Below are 20,105 nucleotides of genomic sequence, written 5' to 3' on the forward strand. Positions count from 1 at the left end.
GGCTTAAGGTTCAAAAGTTTCATCACTTTTATACTTTAAGCTGTTTTTTTTATGGGATTATTTTGGGCGTGAGCCTGTCCCGATAGCTATCAGGAGGCTATCCGCTTCAAGTCCTCGCACTTCCTTCGTCAGGCTGTGGGCTTTCCACTACTATCCCTCACGCAAAACGGTATGCGAGAAAATTTTCATTTCAATAAACTAAATCCTCTTTTGTGTTTTATTAAAAACTGAAATATTATATTTTTATGTCAAAATAAAACAAGACAAAATAGTATCTCATGAAAAAAGTAATTTTAGATTTAGCGGTAACCTTAGACGGTTTTATTGAAGGTCTAAATGGAGAAATTGATTGGTGCATTATGGATGATGACATGGATTTTGATGGATTCTTATCAAGCATCGATACTATTTTTTATGGCCGGGTAAGCTATGATGCATGGGGCAATTTTCAACCGGATGCAAATGCAGATTCAACCGAACAAATGCTTTGGAAAGGAGTTCATTCAAAGAACAAGTATGTCTTTTCAAGTCAAAATAGACAAGATAATAATGCAATTTTCATCAATTCTGACATTACAAATACAGTAAATGAGATTAAAAATCAATCAGGAGGCGATATTTGGCTGTATGGCGGGGCAAGTCTTATTAAAACTTTTATTCAATTAAATCTTATTGATACCTATAGAATATCAGTTCATCCTATTGCTTTAGGAAGAGGCAAACCATTATTTGAAGACTTAAAAGAACAACTTGAATTAACATTACTTAAAAGCAATATTTTCAAATCTGGAGTGGTCCAGCTTATTTACAAGCCAACCAAATAAACAAAAACTTCATTTATCATCATTCCATATTAAGTTAACAATTTCAAAAAAATCCCTCTATCATTAGCAAACTCGAATATTTTATAAGACCTTTGCACACTTTTTTTCGGGAATACCACAAAAGTCTAAAGTTTTAGAAATGAAGAAGAAAATCGAAATATTAGCTCCTGCTAAAGATTTAATTGGAGGAATGGCCGCCATAAACAGTGGTGCCGATGCAGTTTATATTGGTGCACCGCAATTTGGAGCACGTTCTAATGCCAACAACTCTATTGAAGATGTTGCTGCGTTAGTACAATATGCGCATTTATTTAACGCTCAGGTTTTTGTTGTTATGAATACGATTTTGTACGACAACGAACTTGAAACCTGTCGCTCAATGATCTGGGAGTTATACGATATAGGTGTTGATGCACTGATTATTCAGGATATGGCAATTATGGAAATGGACTTACCTCCTATCGTACTTCACGCCAGCACACAAGCCAATAATCGTGATGCTGACAAAATTAAATTCCTTAAAGATGCCGGAATTAAACGTGTGGTTTTAGCCCGTGAGTTGAATTTGCATCAAATTAAAACGATTTACGACGAAGCTGATGTTGAATTAGAATTTTTCGTAACCGGAGCTTTATGTGTTTCTTTTAGCGGAAACTGTTATATGAGTGTGGCAAATGGAGAACGCAGCGCCAACCGTGGTTCTTGTGCTCAAAACTGTCGTTTACCTTATAACTTAATCGACGGAAACGGAGAAACTTTAATCAGAAACAGTCACTTGCTTTCGATTAAAGATTTAGATATTTCAGATCAGATTCCAAATTTGATCGAAGCCGGAATCGTTTCCTTTAAAATTGAAGGACGTTTGAAAGATGTGGTTTACGTAAAAAACAACGTATCTTATTTACGTCAAAAACTAGACAGTTATTTAGAAGGCGAAGGAAGCGAAAAATACATGAAAGCTTCTTCCGGAACTTGTACTTATACTTTTGATTCCTCTTTAAACAGAACCTTCAATCGTGGTTATACGGATTATTTCGTAAACGAAAGACACAGCTCGATTGGTTCTTGGGAAAGCCCAAAATCAAAAGGTCAATATATTGGTAAATTAATTAGAACGGTTGGAAACGCTTACGAAATTGAAAACGGCGAATTATTAAACAACGGTGATGGACTTTGTTTCATCAACGAAAATAACGAAGCTGACGGAATCTACGTAAACAAAGCCGAAAACGGTAAAATTTACCCGAACGTTCTAAAAGAAGTAAAAGATGGAACTTTCATCTATAGAAATAACGACGCTGCTTTCATCAAAATTGTAGAAAGAGAAGACAGTGCTGTTCGTAAATTAAGCACAACTTTATTACTTACTGAAACTGAAACTGGTTTCGAATTAATCGCAACTGATGAAGATGGAAATGTAAGCACTGTTAATTTAGAACACGCAAAAGAACAGACAAAAACGGGCGAATCAATCGAAGAAAATATTAAAACACAATTAGCAAAAACTGGTTTTACACCTTATACTGCTAATGAAATCAACATTATGTTTTCTCAAAACTGGTTCCTTCCTATTTCAAAAATCAACGAAATGCGAAGAACAGTTTACGATCAATTGACTGAAATTCGTTTGGCAAATTACAAACGTGAAGAACATCAATTGGTAAAAACGTCACATCCGTATCCTGAAACCAAATTGGATTTTATGTACAACGTTTCGAACAAAACCGCTCGTAAATTCTACGAACGTCACGGTGTAACTGAAATCGAAAAAGCATTCGAATTACAATGGGATCCAGGAAAATCTCGTGTAATGACAACCAAATATTGCATCAAATACGAATTAAAAAAATGTCCGATACACCAAAAAGATATAGTAGGTGTTAAGGTAAAAGAACCATTGGTATTGAAGCAAGGCGAACTTGAATACAAACTAAAATTCAACTGCAAACCTTGCGAAATGGAAATCTGGGAAAAAGATGCTGAATTTGAGATTGAAGAAGATCATTTTCATTAAATAGTTTAACCGCAAAGAGCGCAAAGTTATACGCAAGGTTCGCAAAGATTTTAAAATAATCTTTGCGAACCTTTGCTTTTACTTAAAAACAAAACCTTGCGTTCTTCGCGTTCCCGATAGCTATCGGGATTGGGGACTTTGCGGTTAAATATCCTGCTATTCCCCCAATCTTGTCATTTCGACGGAGGAGAAATCTTCGCAAGTAACTCCGTTCCAATAAGCCAATCTTTATAGAGCTACTAGTGGAGATTTCTCCTCCGTCGAAATGACAAACTGCATGGTTACTTAATGCAAAAAATTAAATCCTCACTTAAATTAAATCTGCTCGATTTGCAAAATCTACGAGAAAACTCTTTACACTCATTTCTTTACCTTAAAAACAAAAACTTAGCGTTCTTTGCGTAAATCTTTGTGAACTTCGCGGTTAAAAAAAGCTTTTTCGTTACTTTTACTACTCAAACATTACAACACTCCAAAATGAAAATACTACTCCTGGGTTCAGGCGAATTAGGCAAAGAATTTGTCATTGCCGCGCAACGAATCGGACAAACCATAATTGCAGTTGACAGTTACGAAAACGCACCAGCAATGCAGGTTGCTCATGGTTTTGAAGTCATCAATATGCTTGACGGAGAAGCCCTCGACCGAATCGTAGCCAAACACCAACCAGATTTTATAGTTCCTGAAATAGAAGCCATTCGTACCGAACGTTTTTACGATTACGAAAAACAAGGAATCACTGTTGTTCCTTCTGCGAAAGCAGCAAACTTTACTATGAATCGCAAAGCCATTCGTGATTTAGCATCAAAAGAACTTGGACTAAGAACAGCAAAATATCAATATGCAACTTCAGCAGAAGAACTTCAAAAAGCTGTTCAGGAAGTTGGAATTCCGTGTGTGGTAAAACCTTTAATGTCTTCATCCGGAAAAGGACAATCAACAATCAAAACCGAAAGTGACATTGAAAAAGCCTGGCAATATGCCGTAGCAGGTTCGCGTGGTGATGTTATCGAAGTTATTGTAGAAGCTTTTGTTAATTTTGATTCAGAAATTACGCTTTTAACGATTACTCAAAATAATAATCCAACTTTGTTTTGTGCTCCAATTGGCCACAGACAAGAACGTGGCGATTATCAGGAAAGCTGGCAGCCTGCTTTAGTTTCAGACAAAGATCTGTACGAAGCTCAGGATATGGCCGAAAAAATCACTGAAGCGCTTGGCGGTGCCGGACTTTTTGGCGTTGAATTTTTCCTGACCAACGAAGGCGTTTATTTCTCTGAACTTTCTCCACGACCACACGATACCGGAATGGTAACTTTGGCAGGAACGCAAAATTTCAACGAATTCGAATTGCATTTAAGAGCCATTTTAAGCCTTCCAATTTTTGAAATTACTTTAGAAAAAGCCGGAGCGAGTGCCGTAATTTTAGCATCAGAAGATTCAACAAATCCAACTTTCAGTGGAATCGAAAAAGTAGCGGCTTTACCAAAAACCGATTTTAGGATTTTCGGCAAACCTACTTCAAGACCTTACCGCAGAATGGGAGTCGTTTTAAGTCAAGATACTCTTTCGACTCCAATAAACGAAGTAATCGAACGCGCCAAAGAAACGGCGAAATTAATAACTGTAAATTCTTAACTATGAAAAATATATTATTAATAGCATTCCTATTTATCGGAATCGCAGTTCAGGCTCAAAGCAAAAAGAAATTTGACAAACCAACAATCGTAGAAGCTTCATGCGGAGAATGCCAATTCGGAATGAAAGGTAAAAGCTGCGATTTAGCCGTTCGTATTGATGGAAAAAGTTATTTTGTAGACGGCACAACCATTCACGATCACGGAGATGCACATGCAGAAAAAGGTTTTTGCAATGCGATCAGTAAAGCTTCTGTTACAGGAGAAATTGTTGGTGATCGATTTAAAGCAACTTCATTTGTATTAATAGAAGATAAAAAATAATGGCATTAATTCTTGAAAATATTGCCAAACACGTTTCTCTGACTCCTGAAGAACAAGCCCTTTTTTTATCTAAAACAGAAACGCATACTTACAAGGCTAAAACAATTTTATTGAATGCTGGCGAAATTTGTAAACATTCGTATTTTGTAAATTCTGGTATTTTAAGAAGTTTCAATATCAATGATAATATTGTTGAGCATGTTTTGGCATTTGCCTGTGAAGGCTGGTGGATGAGTGATATGTACAGTTATTTTTCTCAAAAACCAGGACAACTTTTTATCGAAGTCTTAGAAGAAGCAGAAGTGGTTTCCTTATCCAAAGAAAATCAGGAGCAATTGTTTCTTGAAATCCCAAAACTGGAGCGTTTTTTTAGAATTTTAGTTGAAAATTCACTCGTTGCCAATCAGCAGCGATTAATGGATAATTTAAGTTTGCCGGCAGAAGAACGTTTTGATAAATTCAGTAAAAAATACGGAACATTGGTTCATAAAGTTCCTCAAAAACAAATCGCTTCTTTCATTGGAGTAACACCCGAATTCTTCAGTAAAATGAAAGCTCGTCTTTTGAAGAAATAGTTTTTTTTGCCACAGATTTCACAGATTAAAAGGATTTTTTTCGCCACGAATTGCACAAATTTTCACTAATTAAATTGGTTAAAAATTAAAATAAAATTCGTGGAAATTTGTGCAATTCGTGGCAACATTTTTTTAATCCTTTTAATCTGTGAAATCTGTGGCAAAAAAACAAAGCCAGTTCAATGAACTGGCTTTTCTTTTGAATTAAAATTGCTCAACCTCTGTAGAATGCTCCATCGCTGTTATCGTTGATTTTCCTATCATAACCGTATTTTGAACGGCATCAAAATAAGAAGTCCCCACAAAAGCCTGATGTTTTACAGCTCTGAATCCATTTTTCTGTAAAGCAAATTCACGTTCCTGCAACTCAGAATATCCTGCCATACCACGTTCTTTGTAAGCTCTTGATAATTCAAACATACTTGTATTTAAAGCGTGGAATCCTGCCAAAGTTATAAACTGAAATTTATACCCCATTGCAGCCAAATCTTCTCTAAACGTTTCCATTTCGGCAACAGTTAATTTTGCAGCCCAGTTAAAAGATGGAGAACAATTGTAGGCCAGCATTTTATCCGGGAATTCTTTTTTCATAGCCGTTGCAAACTTTCTTGCAAATTCTAAATCCGGATTACTGGTTTCCATCCAGATCAAATCAGCGTAAGGAGCATAACTTAATCCTCTTGCAATTCCCTGTTCGATTCCGTTTTTTACATAAAAGAAACCTTCAGCCGTTTTTTCTCCGGTTAAAAACTTCCTGTCTCTCGGATCTGCGTCGCTCGTTAATAAATTTGCTGCTTCTGCATCTGTTCTTGCTACGATTAAAGTCGGAACTCCCATAACATCTGAAGCTAATCTGGCTGCAATCAGTTTATTAATTGCTTCTTGCGTTGGTACCAAAACTTTACCTCCCAGATGTCCACATTTTTTAGCAGAACTTAGCTGATCTTCAAAATGAACTCCAGACGCTCCTGCTTCAATCATTGATTTCATTAACTCGAAAGCATTTAAATTTCCTCCGAAACCTGCTTCAGCATCCGCTACAATCGGCACCAAATAATCCTTTTTATCTTCAACTTTATTTACAGTCTGAATCTGATCAGCACGTAATAAAGCATTATTAATCTTTTTTACTACCATCGGAACACTGTTTACAGGATATAGCGATTGGTCCGGATACATCTCACCCGCCAGATTTGCGTCAGCTGCAACTTGCCATCCACTCAAATAAATCGCTTCTAAACCGGCATCTACTTCCTGAATCGCCTGATTTCCAGTCAAAGCTCCCAAACCCGCAACATAATCCTGACTTTTTAACTTTCTCCATAATTTTTGCGCTCCCATTTTGGCAATAGAATGCTCAATATGATAGGAACCCTGAAGTGTCACTACTTCACTGGCAGTATAAGGACGTTCAACGCCTTTCCATCTTGGGTTTGCAATCCAATCGTTAATCAATTCCTGAATTCTGTCTTCTGTTGTTTTCATAAATGTTTAAGTTAAAGTGGTTAGTAAGTAATAGTATTCAGTCTCTCCCGATAGCTATCGGGATCAGTTTTTAGTTTTTAACACATAGAAACATAGTTATCTATTGTGGTTAAAGACGTTACACTTGTTTAAATAATTAGGCGTAAGCTTTAGTCTCATTTTATCTGCCTGATCTGCTAAATCTGCGTGAAAAATTTATTCGCCCCAGATCTCGCAGATTTAGCGTTTTTTTTCTTATAAATATTTGTAACACGGAATTGTCAAGAAATCAACAAAGTCAGTATTTACAACTAATCTTTCCAATACTTTTTCAGCTAATGGGAATTGCTGTTTTTCGTGATTTTCTTCTCCTAATTCTGTTTTTATTTTTTGAAATTCATCCAAAGCCAGTTCATGATAATATGCCAAATCCAATTTTCGTCCATTATCTAAAACCACTTTGTTTTGAAGCCACTGCCACAATTGCGATCTTGAGATTTCGGCTGTTGCTGCATCTTCCATTAAATTATGTAAAGCAGCTGCACCTTGTCCGTTCAGCCATGAAGCCAGATACAAAACACCAACATTGATATTTTTTCTAACACCATTTTCAGTAATCAATCCAATTGGTGGTTCAATTAAATCTTCTTCTGTAATTTTTCGATGTTCTCTTTTAATATGAATTTGATTTGGAGTCGGCATTCCTCTATCAAAAATTTCTTTTGCCAGCAAAACCAAATCCGGATGTGCTACCCAGGTTCCGTCATGGCCATTTTTAACTTCACGCTCTTTATCGGTTTTTACTTTTGCAAAAGCGATCGCATTGGCCTCTTCATTATTTCTAATCGGAATCTGTGCTGCCATACCGCCTATTGCATGAATACCACGCTTATGACATCTCTGAATTACGAGATTTGAATACGCATTCATAAAAGGCGAAGTCATATTTACCTGATCACGATCCGGAACAATAAATTTTGGATTTTTTCTAAACTTTTTGATGTAAGAGAAAATATAATCCCAGCGTCCGCAATTAAGACCAACGATATGTTCTTTTAATTCGTAAATGATTTCATCCAGTTGAAAACTTGCCGTAATTGTCTCAATTAAAACTGTCACTTTTATAGTTCCTCTTTTCAACTTCAAATAGTCTTCTGTAAAATCAATTACTGTATTCCACCATCTTGCTTCCAGATAATGTTCCAATTTAGGAATGTAGAAATACGGCCCTGAATTGTTTTCTAATAGTCTTTTATGGTTATGAAAAACATACAAACCAAAATCTACCAAAGATCCGGAAACTTCATTTCCTTCAATCAAAAGATGCTTTTCCAGTAAATGCAAACCTCTCGGACGAACAATAAGCGTTGCTATTTTTTCATTTAAATGATATGATTTTTGTTTCACCAAATCAGTATAAGTGATGGTTTTGTTAACCGCATCAATTAAATTCACTTGCCCGTCCATTAAATTTTGCCAGGTTGGCGAAGTGCTGTCTTCAAAATCTGCCATAAAAGTTTTAGCACCCGAATTCAAAGCATTGATAATCATTTTGCGATCAACTGGCCCAGTAATCTCCACTCTACGATCTAATAAATCTTTCGGAATTTCTCCAGCTTTCCAATTGCCTTCTCTGACGTTTTTTGTTTCTGGAGTAAAAACCGGCATGACACCCTGATCAAAAGCGATTTGTTTTTGCTCTCTCTGCAAAAGCAATACTTTTCGTTGTGATTCGAATTTTTTGTGCAATTCAGCAATAAATGCAATCGCTTCTTCGGTCCAGATTTTTGGATAAGCGAGTTTCTTGTCGGCCAGAATTTCAAAAGCCATTTCAGTGATCTCTAATTGGTTTTTCATAGCTGCAGATTTTAATTTTTATTTGATTAAAAAGCTTTTCTCCTTAATTGCTTTTCGTTTTACCAAAACGAATAAATTATAACTAATTCATAATTAATACGTTTCGACAGTACAATGTTATAAAAAAGTTTTTTACAAAACAAGCGAACGTTCGCTAAATTTTAAAAATATTTATTTTGCGATTGTTTTTAGAATACTTATATTTGACATTATGGATATCGAAAAAGACTATATTAAGCTGATTTTTGGGCTAAAACTCAAGCAAGTCCGCACTGAAAAAAATCTTTCACTTTTTGGCCTGGCTAAACTGACTAATCTTTCAAAATCGTACTTAAACGAGATTGAAAAGGGAAAAAAATATCCTAAAACAGATAAAATTTTGCTTTTATGCGAACATTTGGATGTGACTTATGATCAAATGGTGTCGTTAAAACTTGATAACAACCTCGCTCCGATTGGTGAAATCTTAAAATCAGGAATTTTAAAAGAGATTCCACTCGAGCTTTTCGGAATTCAGGAAGCCGATTTAATTGATATTATTGCCAATGCACCTGCAAAAGTCAATGCCTTTATCAGTACTATTATTGAAATCGCACAGCATTATAATTTAAGCCGGGAAAGTTTTTTTCTTGCTGCTTTGCGATCGTATCAGGAAGCACACAGTAATTATTTTGAAGATTTAGAAGAAAAAGTAATTGCTTTTTCGAAGTCATTTCAGATCAATTTAGATTCTAAAATCAGCATTGAAGAACTTGAGGCGATTTTAAAAGAAGAATACGAATATAATATCAAAGAAATTGCTTTTACAGATCAGGAAGCCTTAGATGATTTACGGTCGATTTATGTTCCGAAAAGCAAAACCTTGCTACTTTCAACAGAAATTGACGCACCTCAGAAAGCTTTTATTTTAGCTAAAGAAATAGCCTATAATTACTTAAAAATTTCAGAACGTTTACTGACTTTCAGCTGGATTAAATTTGAAAATTTTGATCAGGTCCTGAATAATTTTTATGCTTCTTATTTTGCCGGTGCTTTATTGCTTCCTAGAAAATTAGTTGTAAGCAAAATCAATGCTTTTCTGGAAAACGAAAGCCCAAAACCGGAAGAATTTGTTTCATTAATTGAAAGTTTTGAAGTTTCGCCTGAATCATTTTATCAGCGGTTAACCAATTTATTACCAAAAGATTTTCATCTGAAGAACTTATTCTTTTTGAGATTATCACATCGTCCCGGTTCCGATTTTTATCAAATAAACAAAGAATTACATATAACCAATCAACAGGAACCGCATGCCAACGAAACCAACGAGCATTATTGTAGAAGATGGGTTTCGGTAAAAACAATAGATGAGGCAATCAGACAAAATAAGCCTCATTTTTTTGATGCCCAAATTTCAAGTTATGCCAACAGCGGAAACGAATATTTGGTTTTTTCATCGGCTACAAAAGATCCTTTCGCAGAAAATTATATTAGAAGTATTTCGGTTGGAATTCTAATAAATCCAGCAATGAAAAAGAAATTCAAATTTATTGAAGGAAAACCTTTAGTCAAGCGAATTGTGGGCGTTACATGCGAAACTTGTTCAGTTCAAGATTGTCTGGAACGTGCTTCTCCTCCTATTGCTCTGGAGAAAAAGAAACGCCATGAGAATACAGATGCTGTGGTACAGCAATTTATGAATCAATATAGCTAAAGAAATTTTAGATTTCAGACTTTAGATTTTAGATTTTTTTTGCGTACAATTTTGTCTTCTCGACGAAGGAGAGATCGCACTAGAAATTCCGATTCTATAATCGCCAATCTTTGTCGATTATGATTGCGTAGAATGGATTAAAATCCATCCCTACAATATAATTCGTTCCTCTGGAACTTTTATACAAATTGAAAATATAGATTTCTTATAAAAATGAAACTTCTAGCATAGCCCCGATAGAAGTGAAAATCCTTTTGTGTCCGCCGCGGCGGACACAAAAGATTGCAACGGATAGCGGGACTGAACGTCTTTTGAAAACCAAAATTTCTGCTCCATAAAAAAACTTAGTCCTGATAGCTATCGGGATAGCCCCTTAGAACCTCAGAACCTTAAAAAACCTTTCTTAATCTACATTAAGTGCTTTTCCTTGACCTTGACTGTATCTTTGTACTATAAAATTAACAAAACATAAAAATCATGGAAAATATAATATTGCACAAAGCAGAGACAAGAGGAAATGCAAATCACGGATGGTTAAACGCTTATCATAGCTTTAGTTTTGCGAGTTGGTACAATCCGGATAGAATTAACTTTGGAGCACTTCGTGTTTTAAATGACGATACGATTGCTGCCGGAATGGGATTTGGAACTCACCCTCACGATAATATGGAAATCATTACGATTCCTTTAGAAGGTGATTTGGCTCACAAAGACAGTATGGGGAATACAGAAGTAATCAAAAATGGTGATATCCAGGTAATGAGTGCCGGAACCGGAATTCAGCATAGTGAGTTTAATCCAAACGCAGATCAGCAAACTAAATTGTTGCAAATCTGGTTGTTTCCAAATAAAAGAAATGTTACACCACGTTATCAGCAAATTACTTTAGATGTTGCTGACAGACATAATAAACTGGCTCAGGTTTTATCCCCAAATGCAGACGATGAAGGAGTTTGGATTCATCAGGACGCCTGGTTCAACATGGGAAATTTTGATACTGGAGTTACTACTGAATATAAAATCAAAAAAGAAGGAAACGGAGTTTATGCTTTCATCTTAAAAGGAAACGTAACTATCAACGGTCAGGAATTAAACAGCCGTGATGCAGTTGGAATTTCAGGAACTGATACTTTAAATATTAAAGCAAATACAGACGCTGAATTTTTATTAATGGATATTCCTATGAACTATTAATTAGGAAACAAAAGCAATTAATACCTGTACTTTGAAACGATAATAAATCTATAAATCAGATTGTTATCGTTTCTTTTTTTGCTTAATTTGAAAAAAATATAAAAAATAAAGACTAAATTTATAATAGAAAATTGGTCTGACTTCCATCAAAATTAACCGCTAAAATTTTCAATCATGAATCTAGATAATCTTACCAAAGAATATACAAACGGAGAAGTAACTATCGTGTGGCAACCCGAAAAATGCATTCATTCTGCTAATTGCAAAAACAACAATCCTGATGTCTTTCGCCCAAAAGAAAAACCTTGGATTACTCCAGAACACTCTACAACAGAAAAGATAATTTCAACCGTTAATAAATGTCCTTCAGGAGCGCTGAGTTTTTATATGAATAAATAATTATCGTAGACCTGACAGGTTTTAAAAACCTGTCAGGTCTATTCACAAAAAAAACTTTAAAATGTGATAATCAAAAAATTATCACATTTTTTATTTCTTAATCTAGGTTAAGTGCGATACGCTTAGTGCCACCGTAACTTTGTCCTATCAAAATGAAATTAATAATAAAAAAATAAAATTATGGCAACTACAAAATGGTCAATTGACCCAACTCACTCAGAAATTGGTTTTAAAGTTAAACACATGATGTTTACAAATGTTTCAGGAAAATTTGGAACTTACGACGCTACAATTACTACAGACGGAGATAACTTCGAAAACGCTACAATCGAGTTTTCTGGTGATATCGCTTCAATCGATACTGCAAATGCAGACAGAGACGGACATTTAAGAAGCGGTGACTTTTTTGACGCTGAAAATCATCCAAAATTAGCTTTCAAAGCTGCATCATTCAAAAAAATTGATGCTGGAGAATATGAATTAACTGGAGATCTGAATATTAAAGGTGTTTCGAAAACAGTAAAATTCCCGGTAGAATTTAGCGGAACCATGACTGATCCTTGGGGAAATACAAAAGTAGGCTTAAGCATAGAAGGAAAAATCAATCGTAAAGATTGGGGATTAAACTGGAACTCAGCTCTTGAAACTGGCGGTGTTTTAGTTGGAGAAGAAGTAAAATTAAACATTGAATTACAGTTTGTAAAACAAGCTTAATTAAGCATTCTCGGATTTAATTGGTTGGTTAAGAAATCCTGTACTTTTAGTATGGGATTTTTGCTTTTAGGAACGGGGCTTCGACTTCGCTCAGCCTGACATATGATATCTTTAAGAATACGATTGTCAGGCTGAGCGAAGTCGAAACCCTTTTTTACTTTATATTTCGAAATTCAGTCGGCGACATTCCGGTTTGTTTTTTGAAGAATCGGGAGAAATAAGAGTAATCTTCATAGCCCACTTTAAAAGCAACTTCGTTTACTGCTAATTGTTTATCCGTAAGCATTCTTTTTATTTCGAGAATAACGCGGTCTGTGATTACTTCTGTTGCTGTTTTTTGAAGGATTTCATTGCAGATTCTGTTCAAATGCTTCAAAGTAATATTTAACTTTTCGGCATAAAATGACGGCAGTTTTTCGGTTCTGAAATATGCTTCCAAAAGAGATTCAAATGTATTGATTTTGATATTGTACGAATGCGCTTGATGCGAATAGGTTTCACTATATTTTCTAGCCACTTCAATATGAATGCAGTCCAAAAGATTCAACAGTTTGTCTAATTGATACTTATTGCTTTGATTATTCTCCTGAATGAGCAGATCGAAATACGGCAGAATTTTCGGGATTTCTTTTTCTTCAAAAACCATTTCCGGTCTGTTATAAATTGAATGATAAAAATTATAATCATTAATCTTTTTCTGTCCGAAATACAAATTATACAATTCCTGAGAAAAGATAATTACAAAACCTTCAACATCCTCAGATAAATTCCAGTGATGCATTTGCCCGGGTTGTAAAACAAAAAGACTTCCTCTCTTAATTCCGAATTGATCAAAATCCACTTCATGTAATCCTGAACCTTTTGTAAAAAACACCATTAAGTACGAATCATGCCGATGTGGTTCTTCGACAAAACTGTGGTTTTTTAAATGTTCTTTAAACGTATTTACATAAAAATCGCGATGAATATCATTGCAACTGAAATTCTGCACACTGTAAACAGGATACTTCTTCATAACAAATGTCTTTATTGTGCTATAATTAGCGAAGATATAAAAAAGGCTTTTATAAAGCACTGAATTACCTTTGTATAAATAAAAACAACAAAATCATGTCAAGCGCATTAACTCATATTTTAAGCAACGAATGTCCTGTTTGTCATAAAGGAAAAGTATTTACAGATAAAAATATTTTCTTCAACTTCAGTTTTCCAAAAATGAATGAATACTGCAGTCATTGCAACTATAAATTCCAAAAAGAGCCGGGTTATTTCTTTGGTGCTATGTACGTAAACTACGGATTAACAGTCGCACAAGGAATTGCAACGTATTGTATTGCTCAGTTTTTCTTCGAAAAAAATTTCGATTTAAGAATTATTCCAATCATTGCAGTAGTGATTACTTTACTCACTCCCTTTAATCTCCGATTTTCAAGATTAGCATGGATTTACATGTTTAAGGATTATACGAAGTAAAAAAGTACTATTTTTGCCTTTCAATTGAAGCTAATTTCAATTCCAAAAAAAATAAAAAACAAATTAGACAAATGAAAGCATACGTATTTCCAGGTCAGGGTGCACAATTCACAGGAATGGGCAAAGACTTATATGAAAATTCGGCTTTAGCCAAAGAATTATTCGAAAAAGCTAATGAAATATTAGGTTTCAGAATTACAGATATTATGTTTGAAGGTACTGCCGAGGAACTAAAAGAAACTAAAGTTACTCAACCGGCTGTATTTTTACACTCTGTTATTTTAGCAAAGACTTTAGGTGATGATTTTAAACCGGAAATGGTTGCAGGACATTCTTTAGGCGAGTTTTCAGCTTTGGTTGCTAACGGAACTTTATCTTTTGAAGACGGTCTTAAGTTAGTTTCTCAGCGTGCTTTGGCTATGCAAAAGGCTTGCGAAATTACTCCATCTACAATGGCTGCGGTTTTAGGTTTAGCGGATAATATTGTTGAAGAAGTTTGTGCTTCTATCGACGGAATTGTGGTTGCTGCAAACTATAACTGCCCGGGACAATTGGTAATTTCCGGAGAAACTACTGCTGTTGAAAAAGCTTGTGAAGCAATGAAAGCTGCCGGAGCAAAACGTGCTTTAATTTTACCTGTTGGCGGTGCATTTCACTCACCAATGATGGAGCCAGCGAGAGAAGAATTAGCTGCAGCGATTGAAGCAACGACATTCTCTACTCCTATTTGCCCGGTATATCAAAACGTTACTGCAAATGCAGTTTCTGACGCAAATGAAATTAAAAAGAACTTAATCATTCAATTAACAGCTCCTGTAAAATGGACTCAGTCTGTACAACAAATGATCGTTGACGGCGCTACTTTGTTTACAGAAGTTGGCCCAGGAAAAGTATTAGCCGGTTTAATTAATAAAATTGATAAAGAAGCACTTACTGCGAATGCTTAATTTTTAAGAGCTCAATATTCAGTTATTAACTGTATAAATAATAAATCCTCATAGACTTTAAACAGTTTATGAGGATTTTATTTTTATTTTTATTTAAATTTTACTTTGCATAAGTGGTCTTTGCTGTGCTACAAAACTTTCTTTTCCTTTTTCTTATAATTGACAATAAAAACCCCCAGAATAATAAGAGCAGTTGCAATAATAAAATCAATTGTAATGATTTCGTCCAGAAGAAGCCATCCTAAAAAAACAGCAATTATTGTATTTATATAAGAAAGAATAGAAACTTGTACTGCTGTAACATGTTTCAAAGCATAATTATAACTAAAGAAAGCAATCACTGAACCAAAAACAGATAAATACAAAGCAGCAAAAATACTTCTTGAACTCCATAAACTCAGGTCCGGATTTGGCGAGAAAATTGCAGCCAATACTAATTGGATACAAGAAGCCATTGTAAACTGATAAAACAAATTGAGTATAATATTGTTCGATCTATTTGCATGTGTTTTAGTATAAATCGTCCCGGCAGCCCAAGCCAAAATTGCAAATCCCATAAACATCATTCCGGTTCTGTAATCGGCATCCAAAAATGACCCCAATCCGTCTTTGAAAATGAAAACTACACCCGAGAATCCAATAATCACCCCTATAAATCCCTTTAAACTTATCTTCTGCAATCCAAATAAAATACTGCCCAGAAAAATAAGAATTGGAGACAAGGCACTTATTACAGAGGCCAGCCCGCTGGGTAAAGTTTGTTCAGCAATTGTTGTAAAACCATTTGCAATAACAATCATCAAAACTGACGGAATAAGCTGTTGCTTTAAATTATTCCAGCCAATCCATTTTAGTTCCTTCTTAAACAACAAAATTGTCATCATAATAAGTCCGGCCAATCCCTGGCGAATAGAGGTTACAAACCAGGGCGGAATCGTCTCAACCGCAACTCTTATTCCCAAAAATGTTGTCCCCCAAATAATTCCAACCGCCGCCAGAGCGAAAATTAATTTATAATCTAAACTTTGTCTCATGATAATCAATCATCTAAAAAAATCCCAAATTATATTGCTATAATTTGGGATTTTAAAATTTTATAATTCTAATGTAAAGAATTATTTATTCCTTACTTTTTGTTCCCATTTCCAGGCGCTCGCCATAGCTTCGTCTAAACTTAGCTCCGCTTTCCATCCTAAAACATTATTTGCTTTATCTGTATTTGCATAAGCCTCGGTAATATCACCCTCACGACGCGGCATAATCTTATAAGGTAATTTTTTATCACTAACTTTTTCGAAGCTATTAATCACTTCAAGTACTGAACTTCCTTTTCCGGTACCTAAATTGAAAGTTTCAACTTTTGATAAATTCTTCTTATTTAATAAACGCTGTAGCGCAATAACGTGTGCTTTTGCCAAATCTACCACATGAATATAATCACGCACTGCTGTTCCGTCTGGTGTTGGGTAATCATTTCCAAATACAGATAATTCCTGACGCAATCCTACTCCGGTTTGCGTAATAAAAGGAACTAAATTCTGAGGAACACCTATTGGTAATTCTCCAATTTCTGTAGTTGCATGTGCCCCTACCGGATTAAAATAACGCAATAGAATTGCTCTAATATTAGTTACTTTAGCAGTATCTGTAATAATTTCTTCTCCAATTTGCTTAGTATTTCCATAAGGAGACATTGCTGCCTGAACCGGAGCATCCTCTGTAATTGGCATTTTTTCAGCCTGACCGTAAACGGTACAGGATGAACTGAAAATAAAACTTGCTTCTGGTTTTTGCTGTAGTTCCTGTAAAAGATATACCAAACTGCTAATGTTGTTTTCATAATACAACAATGGCTGTTCAACGCTCTCTCCAACTGCTTTTGAAGCTGCAAAATGAATTACTCCTGTAACATCGTTATGTTTTTTAAAGAAATCCCGAACGGACGATTTTTCTCTTAAATCTAATTTTTCGAATAAAGGTGTTTTGCCTGTAATCGCTGTAATTCCTTTTAAAACATCTTCTGTAGAATTTGAAAGATTATCGATTATCACCACTTCATAGCCTTCATTTTGCAATTCGACTACAGTGTGAGAACCAATAAATCCTAATCCTCCTGTTACTAATACTTTCATTTTTTGGTTGTTTTGTGCTGTTGTTTATTTGGTTTATTTTTTTTACTTATTTAGAAATTCTAAAACTGAATCTGTGATAAACTTAATTTGCTCATCGTCAAGCTCTGTATGCATTGGTAAAGCAATAACTTCCTGAACTAATTGATTTGTAACCGGAAACTGTTCTTCTTTATAACGAGTATCAACGTAAGCTTTTTGAGAATGCAACGGAATTGGATAATAAATCGCACATGGAATTGCTTTATCTAATAAATGCTGCATTAAAGCATTACGATCTGCATCAATAATTCTTAAAACATATTGATGAAAAACGTGATCGTTTTCGTTTGCATCAAAATCTGGTGTAATTATATGCTTGTTACCCGCAAAAGCTGCATTGTATTTCGTTGCTGCTAAACGACGTGCTTTGTTGTATTCATCTAATAAAGGTAGTTTTGCATTTAAAACTCCTGCCTGAATACTATCTAAACGAGAATTCACCCCTACAACATCGTGGTGGTAGCGCTCGTACATTCCGTGATTTACAATTCCTCTTATTATATGAGCCAGTTTATCATCGTTTGTAAAAATTGCACCGCCGTCTCCATAGCAACCTAAGTTTTTAGACGGAAAGAATGAAGTTGCTGCTACGTGTCCGATTACTCCAACTTTAGTTTTTTCTCCAGATTTTGAGATATAATCAGCTCCAATAGCCTGTGCATTATCTTCAATTACATATAAATTATGTTCTGCTGCAATTTCCATAATCGCATCCATATTGGCTGCGCGTCCAAATAGATGTACCGGAACAATTGCTTTTGTTTTTGGTGTAATTGCTTTTTTAATTGCCTCAATATCAATATTCATATTTACCATATCAACATCAACCAAAACAGGAGTCAATTGCAACAATGCAATAACCTCAACAGTTGCTGCAAAAGTAAAATCGGCAGTTATAACTTCATCTCCAGGTTTTAAATCTAATCCCATCATTGCAATTTGCAAAGCATCTGTACCATTTGCACACGGAATTACATGTTTTGCACCTAAATAATCTTCCAGATTTTTTTGAAATTGATGAACCAACGGCCCATTGATATAAGTATTTGTGTCTAAAACTTCCTGAATTGAAGCATCAACAGTAGATTTTATTTTTTCATATTGACTTTTTAAGTCAACCATTTGAATTTTTTTCATTTTCAATTATATTTAAACTAAAGACCTGATTTTAAAACAGAATCTTTAAAACAAGCAACAAAAATAGTTATTTAATATCGGCAAACCAATGAAAATAATCGAAAGAAATGTAATTTAGCCACAAAAACAAACAGATGCTTTTTCTATATAATTTAGTTATTTCTATTGCGGGGTTTTTTCTGAAAATTGTAGCTCTTTTTAGTCCGAAAATTAAACTTTTTGTTGAAGGCAGAAAAAATGTTTTCAACATTCTGGAAGAAAAAATCAAACCTTCAGATAAGACAATCTGGTTTCACTCAGCATCACTTGGAGAATATGAACAAGGGCTTCCTGTTATAGAAAAGATCAAAGAAAAATACCCCTCTCATAAAATCATTGTAACCTTTTTTTCCCCTTCCGGATACGAAGTGCGTAAAAATAACACAGTTGCAGACGTTACACTTTATCTACCTTTGGACAATAAAGCAAATGCAAAAAAATTCATTAGGCTAGCTCATCCTGAATTAGCATTCTTTATTAAGTACGAATTTTGGCTAAACTATTTAAAGGAATTAGAAACAAATAAAATCCCTACTTATTTAATTTCAGGAATTTTCAGAGACAATCAAATGTTCTTTAAATGGTATGGCGGTTTCTATCGTAAAGCCCTAAAAGCTTTCTCCTATTTTTTTGTTCAGAATGAAAAATCAAAAGAAAAAATCGAATCTATCGGATTTCAAAATGTAATTGTATCCGGAGATACTCGTTTTGATCGTGTTAACGCGATTTTGGAAAGAGACAATTCACTTGATTTTATTGAAAGTTTCAAAAACAACAAACCCACTATCGTCATAGGCAGCTCGTGGCCAAAAGACGAAGCATTATTAACGGAATATATCAATCAGGCTTCAGAAAATGTAAAATTTATTATTGCACCGCATAACATCAAGCAAGATCAGATTTCGAACTTAAAAACACAGCTCACAAAGTCTACCGTGCTTTTTTCAGAAAAAAGTAACGCCGGCAACCTATCAGATTATAATGTATTCATCATTGACACCGTTGGCTTATTAACCAAAATTTACAGTTACGGAACAATCGCTTACGTGGGAGGCGGTTTTGGAAATCCCGGCGTTCATAATATATTAGAACCCGCAACATTTGGGCTTCCTATCGTAATTGGCCCTAATTATTCACATTTTGCAGAAGCCATTCAATTAGTTAATCTTGGCGGATGCATTACAATCTCTAACAACGCAGAATTAAAAGATAGTCTTGATCATTTATTAAATGATCAAAGTTTTCTCAGCGAAAAAAGCAGAATTTGCAAATCCTACATTCAGGATAATACAGGAGCCACAAATATCATACTGAGGATGGTCTCTGAAGCGATTTAAAATTTCAAAAAAAATCATTTTAACAGTCAAACAGTTAAAAAACACTTAAGATTAGAGTATATATTACTTTTGCCATTTACAGAATACTCAGCCAAAATCAAAATAAAGCGCAAGCCACAGGATGCAAACGGTTATTTTTTTTGCAGAATATTCAATAACAAACAATTTCTGCAAAAAATACAACAATACAAACAACTTTTACTGTTTTGGCATATTATTTGATAACTAAGATAATCGTGAGCGATGAAAATATTTTAAAAAAAAAATAAAAAAATATTTTACATATTAAAAAATTTATATCTTTGC

18 protein-coding genes are annotated in these 20,105 nt (G+C 34.7%); 12 read left to right on the top strand and 6 right to left on the bottom strand.

Annotated features, from left to right (window positions below; genetic code table 11):
- Positions 1 to 278 precede the first annotated feature (278 nt).
- The 5 genes from OLM51_RS19340 (at position 279) to OLM51_RS19360 (ending at position 5,374) form a co-directional block, all read left to right on the top strand.
- A complete protein-coding gene (locus tag OLM51_RS19340; protein ID WP_264552210.1) occupies positions 279 to 824 on the top strand; it encodes a dihydrofolate reductase family protein in 546 nt (181 codons plus the stop codon).
- A 139-nt stretch (positions 825 to 963) separates the two neighbouring features.
- Positions 964 to 2,838 (top strand): peptidase U32 family protein, encoded by a 1,875-nt coding sequence (locus OLM51_RS19345; RefSeq protein ID WP_264552211.1) that lies wholly within the window; start codon positions 964 to 966, stop codon positions 2,836 to 2,838.
- Positions 2,839 to 3,315: 477 nt separating this feature from the next.
- Complete coding sequence (gene purT / locus OLM51_RS19350; protein WP_264552212.1) at positions 3,316 to 4,476, top strand: formate-dependent phosphoribosylglycinamide formyltransferase; 1,161 nt, start codon at positions 3,316 to 3,318, stop codon at positions 4,474 to 4,476.
- Between the two features lie 2 nt (positions 4,477 to 4,478).
- Complete coding sequence (locus tag OLM51_RS19355) at positions 4,479 to 4,799, top strand: DUF6370 family protein (RefSeq protein ID WP_264552213.1); 321 nt, start codon at positions 4,479 to 4,481, stop codon at positions 4,797 to 4,799.
- Positions 4,799 to 5,374: a Crp/Fnr family transcriptional regulator gene (locus tag OLM51_RS19360; protein ID WP_264552214.1), complete on the top strand. Its 576-nt coding sequence runs from the start codon at positions 4,799 to 4,801 to the stop codon at positions 5,372 to 5,374. Before OLM51_RS19355 ends, OLM51_RS19360 begins: the two co-directional genes overlap by 1 nt.
- A 204-nt stretch (positions 5,375 to 5,578) precedes the next feature.
- Here the strand turns inward: OLM51_RS19360 and aceA are convergent, their stop codons facing one another.
- Positions 5,579 to 6,859, bottom strand: a complete 1,281-nt coding sequence (aceA, locus tag OLM51_RS19365) for an isocitrate lyase (protein WP_264552215.1) — start codon at positions 6,857 to 6,859, stop codon at positions 5,579 to 5,581.
- Positions 6,860 to 7,093: 234 nt separating this feature from the next.
- The gene (gene aceB, locus OLM51_RS19370) at positions 7,094 to 8,695 is read right to left on the bottom strand and encodes a malate synthase A (RefSeq protein WP_264552216.1); all 1,602 of its coding nucleotides are present in this window, start codon (positions 8,693 to 8,695) and stop codon (positions 7,094 to 7,096) included.
- A gap of 211 nt (positions 8,696 to 8,906) precedes the next feature.
- On the opposite strand from aceB, the gene OLM51_RS19375 reads away from it, so the two are divergent.
- The 4 genes from OLM51_RS19375 to OLM51_RS19390 all read left to right on the top strand — a co-directional run bounded on the left by OLM51_RS19375 (position 8,907) and on the right by OLM51_RS19390 (position 12,695).
- Positions 8,907 to 10,388, top strand: a complete 1,482-nt coding sequence (locus OLM51_RS19375) for a helix-turn-helix domain-containing protein (protein WP_264552217.1) — start codon at positions 8,907 to 8,909, stop codon at positions 10,386 to 10,388.
- Positions 10,389 to 10,865: 477 nt separating this feature from the next.
- Positions 10,866 to 11,582, top strand: coding sequence for a pirin family protein (locus OLM51_RS19380; protein WP_264552218.1), 717 nt, complete (start codon positions 10,866 to 10,868; stop codon positions 11,580 to 11,582).
- A 174-nt stretch (positions 11,583 to 11,756) separates the two neighbouring features.
- Positions 11,757 to 11,981 carry a (4Fe-4S)-binding protein gene (locus OLM51_RS19385; RefSeq protein WP_264552219.1) on the top strand — a complete coding sequence of 75 codons (225 nt, stop codon included), beginning with the start codon at positions 11,757 to 11,759 and terminating at the stop codon, positions 11,979 to 11,981.
- A gap of 180 nt (positions 11,982 to 12,161) precedes the next feature.
- Entirely contained in the window at positions 12,162 to 12,695 is a 534-nt protein-coding gene (locus OLM51_RS19390; RefSeq protein ID WP_264552220.1) for a YceI family protein, read from the top strand.
- A 154-nt stretch (positions 12,696 to 12,849) separates the two neighbouring features.
- On the opposite strand, the gene OLM51_RS19395 is transcribed toward OLM51_RS19390, so the two are convergent.
- Positions 12,850 to 13,710: an AraC family transcriptional regulator gene (locus OLM51_RS19395; protein WP_264552221.1), complete on the bottom strand. Its 861-nt coding sequence runs from the start codon at positions 13,708 to 13,710 to the stop codon at positions 12,850 to 12,852.
- A gap of 95 nt (positions 13,711 to 13,805) precedes the next feature.
- Between OLM51_RS19395 and OLM51_RS19400 the strand changes: the two genes are divergently transcribed.
- Both OLM51_RS19400 and fabD read left to right on the top strand, forming a co-directional pair.
- Complete coding sequence (locus tag OLM51_RS19400; protein ID WP_264552222.1) at positions 13,806 to 14,168, top strand: DUF983 domain-containing protein; 363 nt, start codon at positions 13,806 to 13,808, stop codon at positions 14,166 to 14,168.
- 71 nt (positions 14,169 to 14,239) lie between these two features.
- On the top strand, positions 14,240 to 15,115 hold the full coding sequence (gene fabD / locus OLM51_RS19405; protein WP_264552223.1) for an ACP S-malonyltransferase: 876 nt from the start codon (positions 14,240 to 14,242) through the stop codon (positions 15,113 to 15,115).
- A 128-nt stretch (positions 15,116 to 15,243) separates the two neighbouring features.
- On the opposite strand, the gene OLM51_RS19410 is transcribed toward fabD, so the two are convergent.
- From OLM51_RS19410 to OLM51_RS19420, 3 genes are all read right to left on the bottom strand, one after another.
- Positions 15,244 to 16,149 carry a DMT family transporter gene (locus OLM51_RS19410; RefSeq protein WP_264552224.1) on the bottom strand — a complete coding sequence of 302 codons (906 nt, stop codon included), beginning with the start codon at positions 16,147 to 16,149 and terminating at the stop codon, positions 15,244 to 15,246.
- Between the two features lie 81 nt (positions 16,150 to 16,230).
- Positions 16,231 to 17,247 (bottom strand): UDP-glucose 4-epimerase GalE, encoded by a 1,017-nt coding sequence (gene galE / locus OLM51_RS19415; RefSeq protein ID WP_264552225.1) that lies wholly within the window; start codon positions 17,245 to 17,247, stop codon positions 16,231 to 16,233.
- Between the two features lie 42 nt (positions 17,248 to 17,289).
- Complete coding sequence (locus OLM51_RS19420; RefSeq protein WP_264552226.1) at positions 17,290 to 18,423, bottom strand: DegT/DnrJ/EryC1/StrS family aminotransferase; 1,134 nt, start codon at positions 18,421 to 18,423, stop codon at positions 17,290 to 17,292.
- Between the two features lie 134 nt (positions 18,424 to 18,557).
- On the opposite strand from OLM51_RS19420, the gene OLM51_RS19425 reads away from it, so the two are divergent.
- Entirely contained in the window at positions 18,558 to 19,799 is a 1,242-nt protein-coding gene (locus OLM51_RS19425) for a 3-deoxy-D-manno-octulosonic acid transferase (RefSeq protein ID WP_264552227.1), read from the top strand.
- The last annotated feature ends 306 nt before the right edge of the window (positions 19,800 to 20,105 follow it).

The organism is Flavobacterium sp. N2038, from assembly GCF_025947185.1.
Lineage (GTDB): Bacteria > Bacteroidota > Bacteroidia > Flavobacteriales > Flavobacteriaceae > Flavobacterium.